The organism is Tolypothrix sp. FACHB-123 (assembly GCF_014697075.1).
Classification (GTDB): domain Bacteria; phylum Cyanobacteriota; class Cyanobacteriia; order Cyanobacteriales; family Nostocaceae; genus Aulosira.
In genome coordinates this window covers 28,829-45,954 of record NZ_JACJRE010000010.1, presented here as the reverse complement: position 1 = coordinate 45,954, position 17,126 = coordinate 28,829, and the positions used below count along the sequence as shown (strand labels likewise).

The following is a 17,126-nucleotide window of genomic DNA, read 5'->3' as shown; positions in this document are numbered from 1 at the left end:
TAAGGCAAGCGACTTCAAGCAGGCAGGCTACTTTATAGAATATAGCAATTAATTGTTTTAATTAAGTAAATATCCGTAGATGATATTTGAAATTTTCACAAACAGTTATTTTCTCTTGGGGCAAATTCCCAAAAATTGGCTGGGATTATTGTTTTTCAAAAGTTACAAAACGGGGTTAATAACATCATGTGATTGCGAGCGCAGCTTCTACTTTATTACCATATTTAAACTGTAATACATCAAGGAAGCGTGGTTAAAGTTAGATGTTATGCCAATTCTCTGTGAAGCTGCAAATTAAAGCTGCAAGGCTGGAAGCCTGGGGCTAAACAAACAAAGCCTGCCTGTGCAGGCTAAATTATATGCATTTTCATATTGAATTGGTATTAAGTGGTGAGAGTACTATTTCCTAAAGCCAATGCGTCCACATCATAAATTAATGTAAATACTTTCATTTAAGTGATCAGGTGATATTTTAATTCTTGGGAAGAACCAGAGAGAAGATGTTAGTTAAATGCAATCTCAGGGCAATATAAAGCCGTAAGTAGAATTTCAGTTTATATTGCTCTATGCGGAGTTTCTTTCATGGTTTATCAGTATCAGGGTAATGCTTCAGTTCAGCAGTCTAAACAACAGCGTGCATTTAGCAAAAACTCGCGAAATGTAATGGAAATGCTAGTTGTAGAGGAAGTAGAGCAGCAATTCCAAGCTTTGCCTGCTAAAACTGCCAAATATACTAATCCATCGGAGGTAATTGCCTATGCATTAAATCGGTTACCTGCTTTGTATGCAACTAGCAAGCGAGGGTGGCAGAGGCAATGGCATCGAGGAAAAACTGAATTGCGCCCACAAATTGTGACAGCTGTCAGGCAGGGAATTATGGCTGTACAACGAGATCCTTTGCGGGGTGACGGGCCTTTGAGTTTCGAGGAAGAGAATGCCGCACAGGCTGCTTTGCAAAAACTTAAAGTCTTGCTGCAACGTGAGGATCTGTCTTGGGACAACTTAAATGATTTGGTTGAGCAAGCTTTATTAGATACATTACGAGGAAAAATTACCTGGCGTCGGCCTGGTGATTTAGATGAGGAAATCTTCGACTGGGAGAAGCATCCACATTATCAAAATGGATAAATTGACCAAAAATCGCGGTCAATCAAGCTTTGTCTTTTCTCCAATATTTCCGATAATGGGCAACCAAGCAATTATTCAAGGGCTGAGACAGCATTATTACCATCTGGTGATTATCAGTGCCATTACTATTTACTGTTTCGGCAATACCTACCCAACAACTGCACAAATATCCGCAGATAATGCACTTCCTGATGGACAATCCGTAGTTTCACCAGGAACTAAACCTGGGCTGGATTTTGTAATTACAGGCGGAACCCAAGCAGGTAGTAACCTCTTCCACAGCTTTGCAGCGTTTTCTGTGCCCACTGGTGGATCTGCTATTTTTCCAAATCGGAACCCAAATATTCAGAATATTATCGGTCGCGTCACAGGTGGATTGAAATCTGACATTAATGGTTTAATCCAAGCCAATAGCAACTTGTTTCTGATTAATCCTAACGGTATTGTCTTCGGCCCTAATGCTTCATTAGATATTAGTGGCTCATTTATTGCCAGTACTGCCAGTAGCCTGAAGCTTTCTAATGGAGATGTATTTAGTGCAGTTAATCCTGCTCCACCTTTGTTAACTATCAGTATTCCCTTGGGTTTACAATTTAGCAATCAACCAGGAGGCATGAAAGTAGAAGGGCCAGCGGTACCTACACCAATAGATTCGCCGTTGTTACTCCAGCCTTTTCAAACTTTAGCTCTAGTTGGCGGCGATATTTCTGTAGCTGACCAGTTATTGATTGCACCTGGTGGTCGGATTGAATTGGGCAGTGTGGGAGAAAATAGTTTTGTTAGCCTCGTCCCTAGTTCTCAGGGTTTTGCCTTGGGATATGCAGGTGTACAAAAGTTTCAGAACCTTCAGCTAGATAGATCTTTGGTAGATGTCAGCGGGCCTGGTGGTGGCAATGTTTATCTTCAGGGTGAGACAGTCACGCTAAATCAAACACTTGTGTTGGCTCATACAGCCCCTAATGCTACAGAAAACGGTGGGGGAATTACTATCCGAGGCAATCAACTAAGTCTGAATGATTCTCTCGTTCAGACGCTTACTTTTGGTTCTGCTACAGGTGGAGATGTCAACCTGGAAAGTGTGAAAGTGACAGTTCAAGGAGCATCAGCAATAGTTTCTGCGGAAACAGAAGATATTGGTAAGGGCGGTAACTTAACTATTCGTGCTGATGAGGTGCTATTAGCTGACTTGAGTATTCTGGGAACAGAAACTAAAGGCGTGGGGGCTGGTGGAGATGTAAGCATTGAAACTAGAAAGTTGAGTCTCCAAGATGGCGCACAGGTAGCAGTGAATACTCGCGATCGCGGTTTGGGCGGTAAACTGACTGTGAAAGCTGCTGATTCTATTAATTTGGTAGGAGTCGGAGAGCTAGATCAGCTTTATTCTAGTGCTTTGGTTTCAGAAACCAGCAGTTCTGGACAGGCTGGGGAAGTAATTGTGGAAACTCCAAAGTTGAGTCTCCGTAATGGTGCTACGATCTCAGCTTCGACATTTGCTGACGGCGCAGCAGGCAATATCAAAATTCAGGCAGCAGAAACAGAACTGATCAGTTCTCCAACTGTTGCTATGGCTAGTGGTCTATTTAACCAAGTCGAAATCGGAGCTACTGGTCAAGGCGGTAACATTATCTTAGCAACTGATAAATTACTGATTCAGGGTGGTTCACAAGTATCAACGAGTACATTTGGTTCAGGGAATGCTGGGAGTATCTCTGTGATTGCTCCTCAGCAAGTGGCAATCTGGGGAGAAGCTACAGATCAAAGCTTTAGTGGCTTATTTGCTCAGGTAGAGCCGGGAGCTATAGGCATGGGAGGTAATGTCACTGTAGATACTGGACAACTGTTTCTCCAAGGTGAACAGGCGCGAATCTCAGCCTCTACCAGTGATGTAGGTGGGGGAGGAAATGTCACGATTAATACTAGGGAATTAACATTGCGGGATGGGGCCCAGATTCAGGCGGCGACTGAGGGAAAAGCACCTGGGGGAATAGTTAAGGTGACAGCTACTGAGACAATTCGATTGCTAGGGACTGGCACAACTAGCCAATTTTCTAGTGGTTTATTTACCTCAACAGTAGGCGATGCGATCGCTGGTAACTTGAACATTAATACAAGCAATTTATTCATCGAAGATGGAGCGGAGATTTCTGCTTCTACCTCAGGTGCAGGTTTAGGCGGCAATATCTCTATTCATGCCTCTGATACAGTCAATTTAATCAGTACTTCCGGGTTATTTGTTCAAGCAACGGGAACTGGACGAGCAGGTAATATTCATCTCACAGCCAGTAATATGTTGCTCGATCGCGGCGGTAAAATTTTGGCGGAAACTGCTGCTGATGATGGGGGGGAAATTTCCTTAAAAGTCAGCAATATTCTGCAACTCCAAAACAATAGCCTGATTTCTGCTACTGCTGGTAATGCTAGTAAACAGGGAAACGGGGGAAATATCAAAATCAATACAACTTTTTTAGTTGCAGATCCCTTAGGGAATAGTGATATTACTGCCAATGCATTTGCGGGACGGGGGGGAAACATTCAAATTACAGCTCAGAATGTATTTGGGCTGGAGTTGCGCGCACAGCAAACTCCCTGGAGTGACATTACTGCCAGTTCTACCTTTGGTGTTAGGGGTATTGTCGAAATTAAAACTCTGGATGCCGATCCCACTAAAGGTTTAGCCAACTTACCTACACAAATTACTGATAGCTCAAATCTCATAGCTCAAGGTTGCAAAGCCGATAGAGGTCAGATTGCGAATCAGTTTGTATTGACGGGAAAAGGTGGATTATCATCTAGTCCTGAAAGCATACTTAGTAGCGATAGTCTGCTCGCAGATTTAGATACGAATCCCATCCGCAGTTCACAAAATATTGCTGGGGCGACTTCTGAACCTTCACTTGTTCCTAGTTCTCATGCCATCGTGGAAGCCCAAGCCATAGTAGTAAATTCACAAGGTGAAGTGTTGTTATTGGCACAATCTCCTCACGCCACTCCTTATAGTACTTGGTCGCCCTCAACTAATTGTTATGCAGATTAATATCTATTCTTATTTACAGAAAAGTAGCTGGAAACGATTATATATTCGGTTAATTGTCTTTATTTTTGGGATTTTTTTCGGCTTAGTTTGTACTTTATTACCTGCGATCGCCAAAGTTGATTCTTCCCCACCATCACTGATGCAAGTATCATCGAATCTGGCACAGCTAGAAGAACAGGGCAGAAAATATTATGAAGCAGAGCAATTTTTAGCAGCAGTCAAAATTTGGCAGCAGGTTCTCCAAACTTACCAGTCACAAGGAGATAAACTCAATCAAGCAAGAGTTTTGAGTAATCTATCACTGAGTTATCAACAACTAGGTCAATGGCCTGAAGCTGATCGAGCAATTTCTCACAGCCTAGAATTATTACAGGTCAAACAGGACAAGCCAGAATATTTGAAAGTCTTGGCTCAAGCCCTCAACACCCAAGGTAGTCTTCAGTTAGCAACGGGAAAATTAGAAACTGCACTCGCAACTTGGCAACAAGCCACAGCTATCTATACTAAAGCCAAAAATGAGACTGGGGTTCTGCGTAGTTTTATCAATCAGTCTCAGGCTTTGAAGGCGCTGGGATTATATCGACGCGCCTTATCTACTCTGACTTCAGTCAAGGCAATGTTACAAAAACAACCTGATTCGCCGCTCAAAACAGCTGGGTTACGCAGTTTAGGCGCGAGTTTGCGCTTAGTGGGGAATTTGACACAAGCACAGCAGGTATTGCAACAAAGTTTAGCGATCGCGCAAAAGTTACAATCTCCTGCCGAAATTAGTGCGGCATTGATCGATTTAGGAAATGTGGCACGGGCTAACCAAGATGCGGCATCAGCTTTGGCTTTGTATCAACAGGCGATCGCAATTGCACCTTCGCAGATGCTAAAAATGCGATCGCAATTAAATCAACTTAGTACTTTAATTGATACCAAGCAATGGACATCGGCGCAGACATTATGGAGTCAAATTCAACCGCAACTTGCCCAGATACCGCCTAGCCGGACAGCAATTTATGCCCAACTGAATTTAGCCCAAAGTCTGATTCGCCTAAAGCAAGCAAATCTCCCCAATGCACCAACTATAGAAAATATTGCCCAATTAGTAGCGAACAACCTGCAACAAGCGAAAACTTTAGGAGACAAACAAGCACAAGCCTATGCACTGGGGAAACTGGGCGGACTTTATGAGCAGACTCAGCAGTGGAAAATTGCCCAGGATTTAACTCAGCAAGCCCTGGTGTTAGCACAGGCGATTAATACACCAGAAATTGCTTACCGTTGGCAATGGCAATTAGGGCGATTGTTGAAAGTACAAGGAGATGAAGCGGGTGCGATCGCCGCTTATACTCAAGCTGTCAATACTCTACAATCTTTGCGTAGCGATCTGGTTGCCGTCGATCCAGATATTCAATTTAGTTTCCGCGAAAGTGTAGAACCAGTCTACCGCGAACTAGTTAGTTTACTTCTCCAACCTGGAGCTACCCAACCTAGTCAAGAAACTCTCGACCAAGCTCGTCAAGTAATTGAATCCTTACAATTGGCAGAACTAGATGACTTTTTCCGCGAAGCCTGTTTAGATAGAAAATATACGCCAGTCGATCGCTTAGATCCAGTTGCTGGCGTCATCTATCCCATTATCTTGCCAGAGCGATTAGAAGTTATTATCAGCTTACCGCAACAACCTTTACGCCACTACACAACTTCTTTACCTCAAGCTGAGCTAGAAACGATAGTAGAAAAACTGCGTAGAACTTTAGTTATTCGTTCTAAAGAAGACTTTTTGCCCTTATCTCAACAAGTATATGACTGGTTGATCCGTCCAGTGGAAGCCGACCTAGTCAAAAGTGGCATTAAAACTTTAGTATTTGTACCGGACGGTGTTTTCCGAAATATTCCGATGGCGGCACTGCATGACAGTAATAAACAATATTTGGTGGAAAAGTACAATATTGCTTTAACACCAAGTCTTCATTTACTACCGCCTAAGAAATTGGCACAGCATAACTTTAAAGTACTTGGTGCTGGGTTAACTGAAGCCAGACAGGGATTTTCTGCCCTAGAATATGTTGAACAGGAAATGAAGGAAATCAAGTCTGAAGTACCAAGCACTGTGCTGTTAAATCAGGAATTTACTAGCCAAAATCTGCAAACTTACTTGCAATCAGCGGTTTTTCCCATACTTCACATTGCTACTCATGGTAAATTTAGCTCGAAAGCCATAGAAACCTTTATTTTGGCTTGGGACGATCGCATCAGAATTAATGATTTAGATAATTTACTACAAATACCCGAACGAAAACAGCAACAGGCGATCGAACTATTGGTACTGAGTGCTTGTGAAACCGCAGTCGGAGATAAACGCGCTGCTTTGGGTTTGGCAGGAATAGCAATCAAGGCTGGAGCTAGTAGCACTTTAGCAACATTATGGTCTGTTAATGATGAAGCGACAGCTAATTTGATGCGTCAGTTTTACAAGCATTTGAGCAGTACTAAAGAAACCAAAGCAGAGGCCTTACGTCACGCGCAAATAGCCTTGTTAAAAGATCCTCAATCTGAGCATCCAGTTTATTGGGCACCTTATATTCTCGTTGGCAACTGGTTTTAACTAGAGTGAAACTCTACCACTCTCAAGGCGATCGCCATCGCTAACTCCTCATCAAAATCCTTACCACAATCGCCTACACACAGATGTGGTTTCCATCCCCTTGACGGGGAAGATATTGAAAACACCTTCATCTTGTGGGCAATTGTTGAGGTTTTCAAAAAGTTTCCATCCCCTTGACGGGGAAGATATTGAAAACAATAGCAACCACAGCAATGCAATTAACTTTCGATGTAATACCAATTAAAAAAAAATATTTGTAGGGTGGCCATTGCCATTATTCTCAACCCCTCGCTTACCCAATAAACCGCCGTCACCCTAGAAGGGTGCGGCTAATTGAACAAAGCCCACCTGCGTGGGCTGAATTTTCTTAGCCCACGCAGATGGGCTTTGTAGCGTTAGCCCCAGGCTTACAGCCTGTAGGCGGTCTGTTGGGTAAGCCAGAGAACTTAATTTGACACCAATGGGTAACCCTCGCCCCTACAATTTGGCATAATTTATTTTTTAGAGTTCCCTAACCTGTCAGTATTCTCAAACTACGGTTTGCTTTCTCATCAAGCGATTTGTTTACTCAATAGCAGAATTTAGTTCTCAAACTGGGGTTTGAGTTCTCAAACTGCAAATTTAGTTCTCAAACTGGAGTTTGAGTTCTCATTTCGGTGTATTCCGCACTCAAAAGCTGATATTGAGTTTTCAAACTGGGGTTTGAGTTCTCATTTCGGTGTATTCCGCACTCAAAAGTTGATATTTAGTTCTCAAACTGGGGTTTGAGTTCTCATTTCGGTGTATTCCGCACTTAAAAGCTGATATTGGGTTCTTCCAGGGTGCTTTACTTTCTCAATTTCGTAATTCTATTTGTAGTGGGAGCATCTTGCTCCCTATGGTTTAAGAAGCGGGCTAGAGAGCCATCGCTACATTATAGGAAACCTCAGCCAATATATATTGGCGGTTTAGATGTTTTATCTCTAGTTTTAAACTTAAATTCTAGGCATTATCACTGAGGTGTAACTGTATACTCAGGCGTTAGGTTTGGATTCTTATACCAAACCAATTAAGGAATTCTGTGTCTACTCAAACCTCAGATACAAACTTTATTCCTTTAAATGAATCGTCAGAATTTCAGTTTTCATCTAGCCAAAATGTAATAAATTTATCTCAAATTACCCCTATAGGAGATATTTGGGATAAGCACCGAGCCAATGCTGATAAAGTTTTCGAGTATTATGCTCAAGCAGGTGAAGGTAGCTTCAATCGATATGCTTGGCGAGTAAAAATGTGTTCTAAGTGGCTGGAGTTTCAATTAGTACCAGAAAAGCCTGAAGGGATTCTCCAGCTAAAGCTATCAGATGCTAAATTTTGTAGAGTTCGTCATTGTCCGGTTTGCCAGTGGCGGCGATCGCTCATGTGGAAAGCAAAAGCTTATAAAATTCTCCCACAGGTAGTCACTGATTACCCTAAGTACCGTTGGCTGTTTGTGACTTTGACAGTAAAAAATTGCCAAATTGAGGAACTTAGGGAAACCTTAGATTGGATGAATAAAGCTTTTAAACGACTGACTGAATTAAAGGTATGGCCAGCCAAAGGTTGGGTGAAGTCCATAGAAGTGACTAAGGGTAGAGATGGAGTTTCAGCACACCCGCATTTACACATTTTGGCAATGGTACAGCCTTCCTACTTCAGTCATGGCTATCTTTCTCACGCCAAATGGGTAGCATTGTGGCAAAAGTGCTTGAGAATTAATTACGAGCCAATAACTCATATTAGTGCGATCACAAAGCATCATGACCCGAAAATACTTATCCCAGAAATTCTTAAGTATCAGGTTAAAGAGTCAGACTTAATCGGCGATAGGGAATGGTTTTTAGAGTTAACCCGTCAGCTACATAAAACTAGAGCGATCGCTGTTGGGGGTATACTCAGGCAGTATATGCGGGAATTAGAGGAGAAAAACCAAGACCTCATTGCTGAAAGTGAAGAGAAAGATGAGGTTGATAGCAGAACTTTGTCTTTCAGATGGGAACGGAAGTCACAGAAGTTCAATAAAGAGTGATAACTAAGATTAGTCAAGATACTCAATATCATTAAGATGCGGTGGTTTCAGCCCCTTGAAGAATGTAGAAGCAGAATTCAAAATATAGTGAGTATAAGCCGCATGAACAGGATGAGGATAAAAAAATGCAAGACGGCGATATACCGATACAGGAGCAATAAACCAAATTACTATTCCCGTAGCATAGACAGTTTGACGTTGAATGCGAATAGACCTGTACCAACGCTGAAAAGTAGATTTTCTGGTAAAGGTATGAGGAACAAAGATACGTCCAACAGGAACACCGGGAATTTCATGAAAATTAATCAAAAATTCTGGCATTTTAATAACCTCATTAATTGTTAATCAAAGAACAACCCGAAGGGTACAGCTACAGCACACTTTCGGGCACAGCGAAGTATTTAGAAAAACAGTTTTTTTCCGAGATTCTATACACCCCACAAACAACCCGAAGGGTACATCTACAGCACACTTTCGGGCACAGCGAAGTATTTAGAAAAACGGTTTTTCCGAGATTCTATACACCCCACAAACAACCCGAAGGGTACATCTACAGCACACTTTCGGGCACAGCGAAGTATTTAGAAGAAGGGTATTCTTCGTAATTTATGAGGCATTAGCCTTTGTGAATCTCAGATTGATCCAATGAAAGCCAATAGAAAACCCCAGACACTCAAAGAATGACTGGGGTATTTTTATTACCTTTTCTTGAAACTAGGAAATAACGTCGATAAGCAAAGTAAAAAAATTATTAATATTTATGAGTCTAAGACACCTTGAGTAAATCTAGTTCGATGTTTATGAGTAACATCTAAATTGTTTGATGTAGAGGTTTACCAGAGTAATTCTGATGCAGAAAAGAAAATTCCGGCTGTTAACGATGCTGTTTGCAGCCATGCTATTTATCACTATCATCGCAGGTCAAAGTCATACTCTCAAAGCGGCTTCACCTTTGGGTAAAGATACCCTAACGATGGTGACTTCCCCCGATTATCCGCCTTATGAATTTTATGATACTCAAGGCGGTGAAAGGCAAATTGTTGGCTTTGATGTAGATATTGCCAAAAATCTGGCGCAAAAACTGGGGTTTAAACTCAAAATCATGGAATCTGATTTTAATGGCTTAATTCCCGCACTCCAAGCCAATCGCGCCGATTTTGTCATGGCGGGGATGACTCCAACTCCAGAACGTAAGAAAAATGTCGATTTTTCTCTGATTTATTACGAGGCTAAAGATACCATTGTCGCTCCTAAAAATAGCAATCTCAAACAGTCGCAAGATTTAGCTGGCAAAAAAGTTGGCGTACAATTGGGAACTATTCAAGAACAAAATGCGAAAAAAATTGCCGAAAAAGTTACAAAAATTACCGGAATCAAGCCCCTTACTTGGCTAGCTAATGCTTACACCTCAATGAGTAGCGATCGCCCGCGTTTTGGCGATGGAACCAGAGATGATTTTATTTGATAAACCCACTTCAGCTTTAGATCCGGAAATGGTTAAAGATGTGCTAGAAGTGATGCAAGCTTTAGCCCACACAGGAATTACAATGGCGATTGTCACCCATGAAATGGGATTTGCTAGAGAAGTCGCCAGTCGGATTATGTTTCTCGATGGTGGGGTTTTAGCAGAAGATACCACCCCTAGCCAATTCTTCCACAATCCCCAGTGCGATCGCGCCCAGCAATTCTTAGAAAAAATGCTCTAGCACTAAGCCGCACCCATAATTTCTAGGAAATCAATCCCCAAATCCCCACACCTATATCAGTAGTCTGACAGAATTAATTACACAATGTCATTGCGAATGGAGCGTTCGCGAAGCGGAATGACTCAATCGTAAGGCTTGGGATTGCTTCGCTTTGCTCGCAATGACTGTAAATATTTTTGTCCAACTACTTACCCAGATTCAATTACAAAAGCATTTCGGCAATTTTTGCTCACACCAGCATTAGAAGGTTCCGTAATTTTGGTACTTTGTGCTGTAGTCTTCAATAACCTGGCACAAGAGAGGACTTATCCCAAACACTGGTTATAAACTTTTACACTTTTAAGCAAGCACATCAGATAAAATTAGAGGAGAAAAAGCGAGATATTCAGTCTTAATTGCTAATCTAGCTTCTCTATTAACCAAATATTGGGAGATATTCCCAATTTAAAATCAAATTACGGTTATCTTTACCTAAAGATAGAGTAATTACTTATTTATTCTTACCATTCAGGCGATCGCTCTTAGACTACCATAGGTAATTGCTGATACAGACAACTTATATTTTTCAGCTAATACACAGGAGATAATTATGAAATTTGGTATTGATATTGGCCATAATTGCCACCCTGACACAGGAGCATTAGGTATAAAAAAAGAAGATGACTTAACTAAAGCCGTCGGTAACCTGCTCATGCAAAAACTAAAAGCAGCAGGTCATACAGTAATTGATTGCACCCCAAAAACAGCTAGTAACGTCACAAACTCTCTAGCGCAAAGAACCAATAAAGCGAATGCCAACAATGTGAATATTTATGTTTCTATTCACTTTAATGCATTCAATGGTAAAGTTCATGGCTCAGAAGTTTTCGCCATGAGTAACGCCTCCAAAGGTATAGCCCAATCAGTTCTCAAAGAGATTGTCAAATTAGGGTTTGCTAATCGAGGCGTAAAAAATACACCTCTATTCGTCTTAAAAAATACACAAATGCCAGCTATTTTAATTGAATGCTGCTTTTGTGATTCCCAAAAAGATATGGATATCTTTGATGCCGAAAAAATGGCTGAAGCCATCAAAGATGGATTAATTGGTGATTCAAAAGAAGAAACAGCTAAGGATGATAAAGACGATAAAGATAATAAAGAGCATATTGTGGAAATTACAACAGCAACTTTATTAAAACCCTCTACCGATCAATCCTCAGATCTACCTAAAGAGAGTTTAATTGAGATTGCTCCTGGAAAATACCCAGTTTTAGACGCTCGTTTTGAAGAACAGCATTATTGGGTGAAGTGGCCTGACAAAACCAAAGGAAACCGAGATACACATTTTGTGTTTGCCGGACACTGTAAAGTTGTGTAAGAAACTGTTTTACAAACCACAAACTTTACCCTCAATCTCTCTATTACCAAGCTAGAGTTTAGATTCAAAAAAATCTAGACTCTGCGCTCTCTGTGTCCTCTGCGGTTAACAAAATCATTTTTGACTAACCGCACAAGCAAAGAGAAGCTGGAGAAATAATATCAATTGGAAAAAAGAATGCAACAGACCCTAGGGGATAGCACTACCAATTTGTTATATTCTTTTGCCAAATGGGTATTAATTTATTTACTAACTGCAAATTCCTCAGTTCTGAAGACATTAAACATACTGTAGTTCTTGATTAATTCCGAATAAACATTTAATGTTTCCTCATTCACCCGCTTGACACTAAAACGTTCTATATTTTGTTTAGCTTGAGATTGCAACTTTTGTAATTGTTGCGGATCGCTGAGTAAATGTCCTAAAGCCTTAGCTAAAGTTTGACTATCTTTTGGCGGTACTAACAGTCCAGCTTGTCCTCGATCCAAAGTTTCGGGAATCCCATCGACATCGCTAGCAACAATTGCACAACCTGCTTCTCTGGCTTCTGTTAGCACTAATCCAAAGGATTCGCAGTGGGAAGGAAGGACAAAGATATCGCTAGCAAGCATATAGCGTTGGGGATCTGCTTGGAAGCCTTCAAAATGAATGCGCGCACTAAAAGCTGTACTTTGCACTATCTTTTCAAACATAGCGCGATCGGGGCCATCCCCCACTAAATATAAATGTGCTTGGGGAAAGTCGGGAGCAATTTTGACAAATGCTTCTATTAACTCCACAATGCCTTTACGAGTGTACATTCCAGCTACCGTTGTAATCGCTGGACGACATAAAGGCATTGGTTCATAATCTTTAATACTGCAATGACGGGGACTATGTAATGTCCCGTTAGCAACTACTCGTAATTTACTCTGCGGTATACCACGTTTTACCATTGAATCAGCAACAGCATTACTTACAGCAATTACGCGATCGGCTAATCCCATTAATACAGCACTGCGCTGAAACTCATTGTGTACGGTAGAAACTAAACTATATTCACCATTATTTTTCAAAACTCCGGCTAGCACAACCCCTGTCATCATATGTGCATGGACAATATCTGGCTGAAATTCTTGGATAATTTCTCGATAACGCCAAGCAGCTTTGAGCATATTTAATGGTGTTCTTGACTGATCGAGATGAAAATGTTTTACGCCATTTTCTGCAAATAATGCTTCGTATTCTCCGCCATCTGAGGCGACGGCTACAGAATGGCCATTTTGTGCTTGCAAACAAGCTAAGTCTACGGCTACATTCACAATTCCATTGCCAATTTTTTGTACGTGATTGGTGATATGTAGTATGCGCATTTAAGTTTTCTCCACAGAAATTTTTATAGAAAATGGATGATTCAGCACCGCAAAGTAGCTCAGATATCAAGAACTCGATAGTCCTCTTTACTGAGATTGATCGGTTTGTCCTACCTAGTCTTAGAAGGTAGGCTGTATTATCAATGAATATTGATTACTAAATAATTTGGTAAAAAAACCAAACTATATCCTAACCGTAAATAGACTTAAAGCCTGACCAATGATTAAGACTTAAAAAATATTTCATGAGAGCCTAAAAATCGTTGAATAAAACCAGGAGGTAGGCTGGAAATTTGCGAATAATAAGCAGAAATTGCTCGATTCTTCTTGTCTTGAACTGAGGAAATTGAAACATAGTAGGCTGCGGCTATATCCTGCAATTTGAGCAGAATAAATAGCGGCGCTCTCCAGAATAACCAAATGGGGTATTGTAGGAGTTCTACTGTAATTTCCGCTTGGGCGATCGCATCTTTCACCAATTGATAGGTGGCTTCATGATCTCGATGGCAATCTTTACGATGAGGTACGTATACTTCCTCAGGCTGATAACGGTTTAAGAGTTCAGCTATCTGTTTAATTGTTTGTTGTCTTTCTTCATTGTCTAAATCTGGTAATTTCCCATCAGGTTTTTCTAAAAAATAAATTTCCGATGGTTTTACTCCCAGAATTTCTAATGCATTTACTGCTTCTTGCTTACGAATTTGGACGATTTGATTTTGCCCATCCTCTGAATTACTGCTACCCTGTCCATTAGTAATAAAAGTGATGATGACTGGGATATTATGCTCTCGTTTCCAAGCGATCGTACCACCACAGCCAAAGGTTTCATCGTCCTGGTGAGGTGAAAACACCATTGCTGATTTTTGGCTGAATTTTAGAGGCTGACTTCCATTTTTAATAATCCATTGAAATAGTAGTCGAGAGTGTAAATATTGCAAATGCTCTAGCCAATTATGTGGAATGAATGTTTGGATTCGCTGTAAATGCATTTTTAAATTCATAATTATTAACTTTAATGATGCTCCAACAACTGAGATATTTAGTTACCATATGCAGTTATTACTGATTCCAGATTCAGCAATTTCTATATATTCTTTTTTTGTTCAATATTGATATTGCTGTTATGACATCATAATTTAATCAACAAGTGTTGTCATCAAATATATTTGTGTTTTCTGTAAAAATCTTCAATTAATAACAAGAGAATGATAAAGTTTTGGTAAATACTATTTTTGAAATTAATAAACATCACAAATTTCTATTCAATTTGATATTGAATAGAAAGATAATATTTATTTGTTATCCAAACAAATACTGATTTTAAAAAACAAATCTAGCTTGGGCTATTTGATCTAATTCAATTAAACACATATAAGTACAGCAATGCTTGCTTGGATACATATTTTAATTCAATTTAAATTAATAATTATGGATATATTTGAGAAAAATATCTAACTATTAATTTGGCAATCAAAATAGAGAACCTTACATAAATAAATAGTATTTAATCTTGGAGCGATGAGATACCCGAATTATTAAAGAATTCGGGTATCTCATGAGTTATAATTTTGAAAAATTTAACTCTGTAATCGATACATAATTACTTTACCTTTCCAATTTTCTTCCACAAATACTAAGTACTCACCATTGCTGCGCCGAAAAGCGCGGATACCGTAGGGTATATCAATCCAACCGCTTTCTCCTGCAACTTCCGGGCCGGGTTTGAACTGTTGTACTTGCACTCCGGTAGCGGCGTTATAAACATGTACTTCTGCGGTTTTAAATGTGACAGCAAATACATAGTCTCCAGCTACACTCATCGCTGCGGTGGAAACTTCACGCTTACCTGTGGTGTCGTGAGGAACGACGATCCGCCAACGGGGTGTGGGATTTTCTTGACTCCAATTATCAAACCGAATGATTTCCGATCCGACAACGCCACTATCGTCACCTGTGGCTGGATGTTCTACAGTAAACCCTGACAAGTACATGGTGTCTGTGTCTGGAAGATACTCGATCCGCCGCAAATCGGTAAACATGCTGGGAGTCTTTTGCTTTTTCATGGAACTATAGCCATAGATGGGGTTACCACGATCATCTAGTCCTTGTAGGGGATAGTGGCGAATACCAATACCATCTTGAGTGCGCAAAGTTTTCCAGACATCGCCTTTACTGTCTACCCACCAACCGCCTAAGTAGGGATAATCTTCACTCTTGTCGTACTCATCTTCATCGAACTTACCATTACCATTGCGATCGCGCCAAATCCACTCACCTTTTTCTGGTTGATAAGGCGGCCATTTCCCTGTAATTGATTGTTTACCGTCGCCACGAGTTCCAACAAACATTGCTGATGGAATGGCAATTTTACTCTTATTACCGTTATCAAATCGATAAATTTGCAGAAAACTAGCATACATATCCGAAAGAAACAAAAAAGGCTTACCTTGAATGCGACGGAAAAAGGTAGCATCTGGGGATGTATGCAATCGGGGATCTTGAGGGTATTTAAAAGGATTGAGGGTGTAATTTTTAAAAGTCCATTTTTTCCCCGGTGGCTGATTGTAATCCATCACAAAGTGTTCTTGTTTGGTGAAGACATCCACGCCGTCACTTTGGGGATCGGTATCAGCATTATCGACAAATATTAATCCCAATAATTGCCAAAGAAGTTTTCCTGATGGTGAAAACTTTCTTAAATCTGTTCCCGATCGATTAAAACCATTATTGTTGATATAAATATTCCCTGCTGCGTCGGTACCTAACCCTGTAATTCCATAAAGTTTTAAATCTTGGACTTCTCCAGGGTTACCTGCATAAATACCGCCTTTAGTCCCAAATGTCCCTACTTGTACAGGTTTACCTGTAACGTTGTAAATCAATATTTGTTGGCGAGGGCCATTTTCTGCAACTAAAAGTTTCCCTTGAGAATCGATAGCGATCGCAGTTGGTTCGACAACTTGCGTAATCTCTGGCGGTAATGGTTTCCCGGTGCGGGAATAATGGACAATCTTTGCTGGATTAGTACCTTTTTTCGGTTGAATAATCCAGAGATTACCTTGACGATCTTTAGCGATCGCACCTGGTCTGCTAACATTAAAGCTGCGTAATTCCTGCATCGTTTCCGTACTATAAACACGAATCCGATTAGCAGCCGAATCACTTACATATAATTCTTGATTTACAGTTGCTAAGCCAGTAACCTCACCCTTGGTACTGACAATTAACATACTCTTATCCCAACCACGACCACCAGAAAAAGGTGCAGGTTTTCCCGATAAGTCGTAGCGTCTCACGCAGTACCAATCCGTTCCCTCTGGTGGATAATCTTTTTCGGTTTTACCAATGCTTCCTTGATGTATTGCTAGGTAAAGATATTTACTATCTACAGTGACGGCTTTACCTCCAGTACGACTCCATCCGTGAGTATCTTCAGCCATCCCAATAGTCTTACCATCTTTATATATTCCGGCTTCTCTACCTGCTTCATCCCATACACTATTGGTATATACTGTGCCATTTCTAGCAACATACATCGCTTCAATATTGTTTTGTACCCAATATTTACCACCGCCAAAACTATTACCTATCCACGATGTTTTGTAGGTGTTTGTCGGCATTCCGCTGACAGTCCAACCTGTTGTCAGTCCCATTGAAGCAATCATCACTCCGAAAATTAGACACATTAGAAATGTGAAAAATTTTCTCTGCTGAAAATTCCGCTGTCGCCAGATTTTTTTAATATATTGATTAAATTTATGATATATTCTGCTGAGTTTTTGCATTAATCCTAAGTTCATATAATCTCCAAATTTATCTGGCTAAGGCAAAAAATCTATATTTTTCTTGCTTCAGAGAATATTTTTGAATATGAGCCTATAACCCATCACAAAGTATTATTTA

The 17,126-nt window shown here is 40.4% G+C and carries 11 protein-coding genes and 1 pseudogene; 7 read left to right on the top strand and 5 right to left on the bottom strand.

Annotation, left to right across the window (positions count from 1 at the left end; genetic code table 11):
* The first annotated feature begins 582 nt into the window (after positions 1-582).
* The 3 genes from H6G41_RS09425 to H6G41_RS09415 are packed head-to-tail and all read left to right on the top strand — an operon-like array spanning position 583 to position 6,758.
* On the top strand, positions 583-1,128 hold the full coding sequence (locus H6G41_RS09425) for a late competence development ComFB family protein (RefSeq protein ID WP_242037856.1): 546 nt from the start codon (positions 583-585) through the stop codon (positions 1,126-1,128).
* Positions 1,121-4,162 carry an S-layer family protein gene (locus H6G41_RS09420; RefSeq protein WP_190745789.1) on the top strand — a complete coding sequence of 1,014 codons (3,042 nt, stop codon included), beginning with the start codon at positions 1,121-1,123 and terminating at the stop codon, positions 4,160-4,162. Before H6G41_RS09425 ends, H6G41_RS09420 begins: the two co-directional genes overlap by 8 nt.
* Entirely contained in the window at positions 4,152-6,758 is a 2,607-nt protein-coding gene (locus H6G41_RS09415; RefSeq protein WP_190745787.1) for a CHAT domain-containing protein, read from the top strand. The genes H6G41_RS09420 and H6G41_RS09415 overlap by 11 nt, the downstream gene beginning before the upstream one ends.
* Here H6G41_RS09415 and H6G41_RS09410 read toward each other — a convergent pair.
* A complete protein-coding gene (locus tag H6G41_RS09410; protein ID WP_190745785.1) occupies positions 6,755-6,916 on the bottom strand; it encodes a hypothetical protein in 162 nt (53 codons plus the stop codon). The two genes, H6G41_RS09415 and H6G41_RS09410, sit on opposite strands and share 4 nt — an antisense overlap.
* A 902-nt stretch (positions 6,917-7,818) precedes the next feature.
* On the opposite strand from H6G41_RS09410, the gene H6G41_RS09405 reads away from it, so the two are divergent.
* Entirely contained in the window at positions 7,819-8,805 is a 987-nt protein-coding gene (locus H6G41_RS09405) for a protein rep (RefSeq protein ID WP_308796156.1), read from the top strand.
* Positions 8,806-8,814: 9 nt separating this feature from the next.
* On the opposite strand, the gene H6G41_RS09400 is transcribed toward H6G41_RS09405, so the two are convergent.
* Positions 8,815-9,126, bottom strand: coding sequence for a hypothetical protein (locus H6G41_RS09400; protein ID WP_190745783.1), 312 nt, complete (start codon positions 9,124-9,126; stop codon positions 8,815-8,817).
* Positions 9,127-9,655: 529 nt separating this feature from the next.
* Between H6G41_RS09400 and H6G41_RS35025 the strand changes: the two genes are divergently transcribed.
* The 3 genes and pseudogenes from H6G41_RS35025 to H6G41_RS09385 all read left to right on the top strand — a co-directional run bounded on the left by H6G41_RS35025 (position 9,656) and on the right by H6G41_RS09385 (position 11,871).
* On the top strand, positions 9,656-10,270 hold the full coding sequence (locus tag H6G41_RS35025) for a transporter substrate-binding domain-containing protein (protein WP_190745781.1): 615 nt from the start codon (positions 9,656-9,658) through the stop codon (positions 10,268-10,270).
* Positions 10,221-10,511, top strand: a pseudogene (locus tag H6G41_RS09390) (peptide ABC transporter ATP-binding protein); the annotation flags it as partial. The gene H6G41_RS35025 and the pseudogene H6G41_RS09390, both read left to right, overlap by 50 nt.
* A 589-nt stretch (positions 10,512-11,100) precedes the next feature.
* Positions 11,101-11,871, top strand: a complete 771-nt coding sequence (locus H6G41_RS09385) for an N-acetylmuramoyl-L-alanine amidase (protein WP_190745779.1) — start codon at positions 11,101-11,103, stop codon at positions 11,869-11,871.
* Between the two features lie 242 nt (positions 11,872-12,113).
* Here H6G41_RS09385 and H6G41_RS09380 read toward each other — a convergent pair whose 3' ends face one another.
* The 3 genes from H6G41_RS09380 to H6G41_RS09370 form a co-directional block, all read right to left on the bottom strand.
* Positions 12,114-13,223 (bottom strand): glycosyltransferase family 4 protein, encoded by a 1,110-nt coding sequence (locus H6G41_RS09380; RefSeq protein WP_190745778.1) that lies wholly within the window; start codon positions 13,221-13,223, stop codon positions 12,114-12,116.
* A gap of 224 nt (positions 13,224-13,447) precedes the next feature.
* The gene (locus tag H6G41_RS09375; RefSeq protein ID WP_190745776.1) at positions 13,448-14,224 is read right to left on the bottom strand and encodes a PIG-L deacetylase family protein; all 777 of its coding nucleotides are present in this window, start codon (positions 14,222-14,224) and stop codon (positions 13,448-13,450) included.
* A gap of 576 nt (positions 14,225-14,800) precedes the next feature.
* A complete protein-coding gene (locus H6G41_RS09370; protein ID WP_374939415.1) occupies positions 14,801-16,888 on the bottom strand; it encodes a hypothetical protein in 2,088 nt (695 codons plus the stop codon).
* Positions 16,889-17,126 lie beyond the last annotated feature (238 nt).

Bases quoted from the DNA above. Each gene is read 5' to 3' on its own strand.
- H6G41_RS09425 (WP_242037856.1), top strand. From the start codon at position 583: ATGGTTTATCAGTATCAGGGTAATGCTTCAGTTCAGCAGTCTAAACAA.
- H6G41_RS09420 (WP_190745789.1), top strand. From the start codon at position 1,121: ATGGATAAATTGACCAAAAATCGCGGTCAATCAAGCTTTGTCTTTTCT.
- H6G41_RS09415 (WP_190745787.1), top strand. From the start codon at position 4,152: ATGCAGATTAATATCTATTCTTATTTACAGAAAAGTAGCTGGAAACGA.
- H6G41_RS09400 (WP_190745783.1), bottom strand. From the start codon at position 9,126: ATGCCAGAATTTTTGATTAATTTTCATGAAATTCCCGGTGTTCCTGTT.
- H6G41_RS35025 (WP_190745781.1), top strand. From the start codon at position 9,656: ATGCAGAAAAGAAAATTCCGGCTGTTAACGATGCTGTTTGCAGCCATG.
- H6G41_RS09385 (WP_190745779.1), top strand. From the start codon at position 11,101: ATGAAATTTGGTATTGATATTGGCCATAATTGCCACCCTGACACAGGA.
- H6G41_RS09380 (WP_190745778.1), bottom strand. From the start codon at position 13,223: ATGCGCATACTACATATCACCAATCACGTACAAAAAATTGGCAATGGA.
- H6G41_RS09375 (WP_190745776.1), bottom strand. From the start codon at position 14,224: ATGAATTTAAAAATGCATTTACAGCGAATCCAAACATTCATTCCACAT.
- H6G41_RS09370 (WP_374939415.1), bottom strand. From the start codon at position 16,888: ATGATTGCTTCAATGGGACTGACAACAGGTTGGACTGTCAGCGGAATG.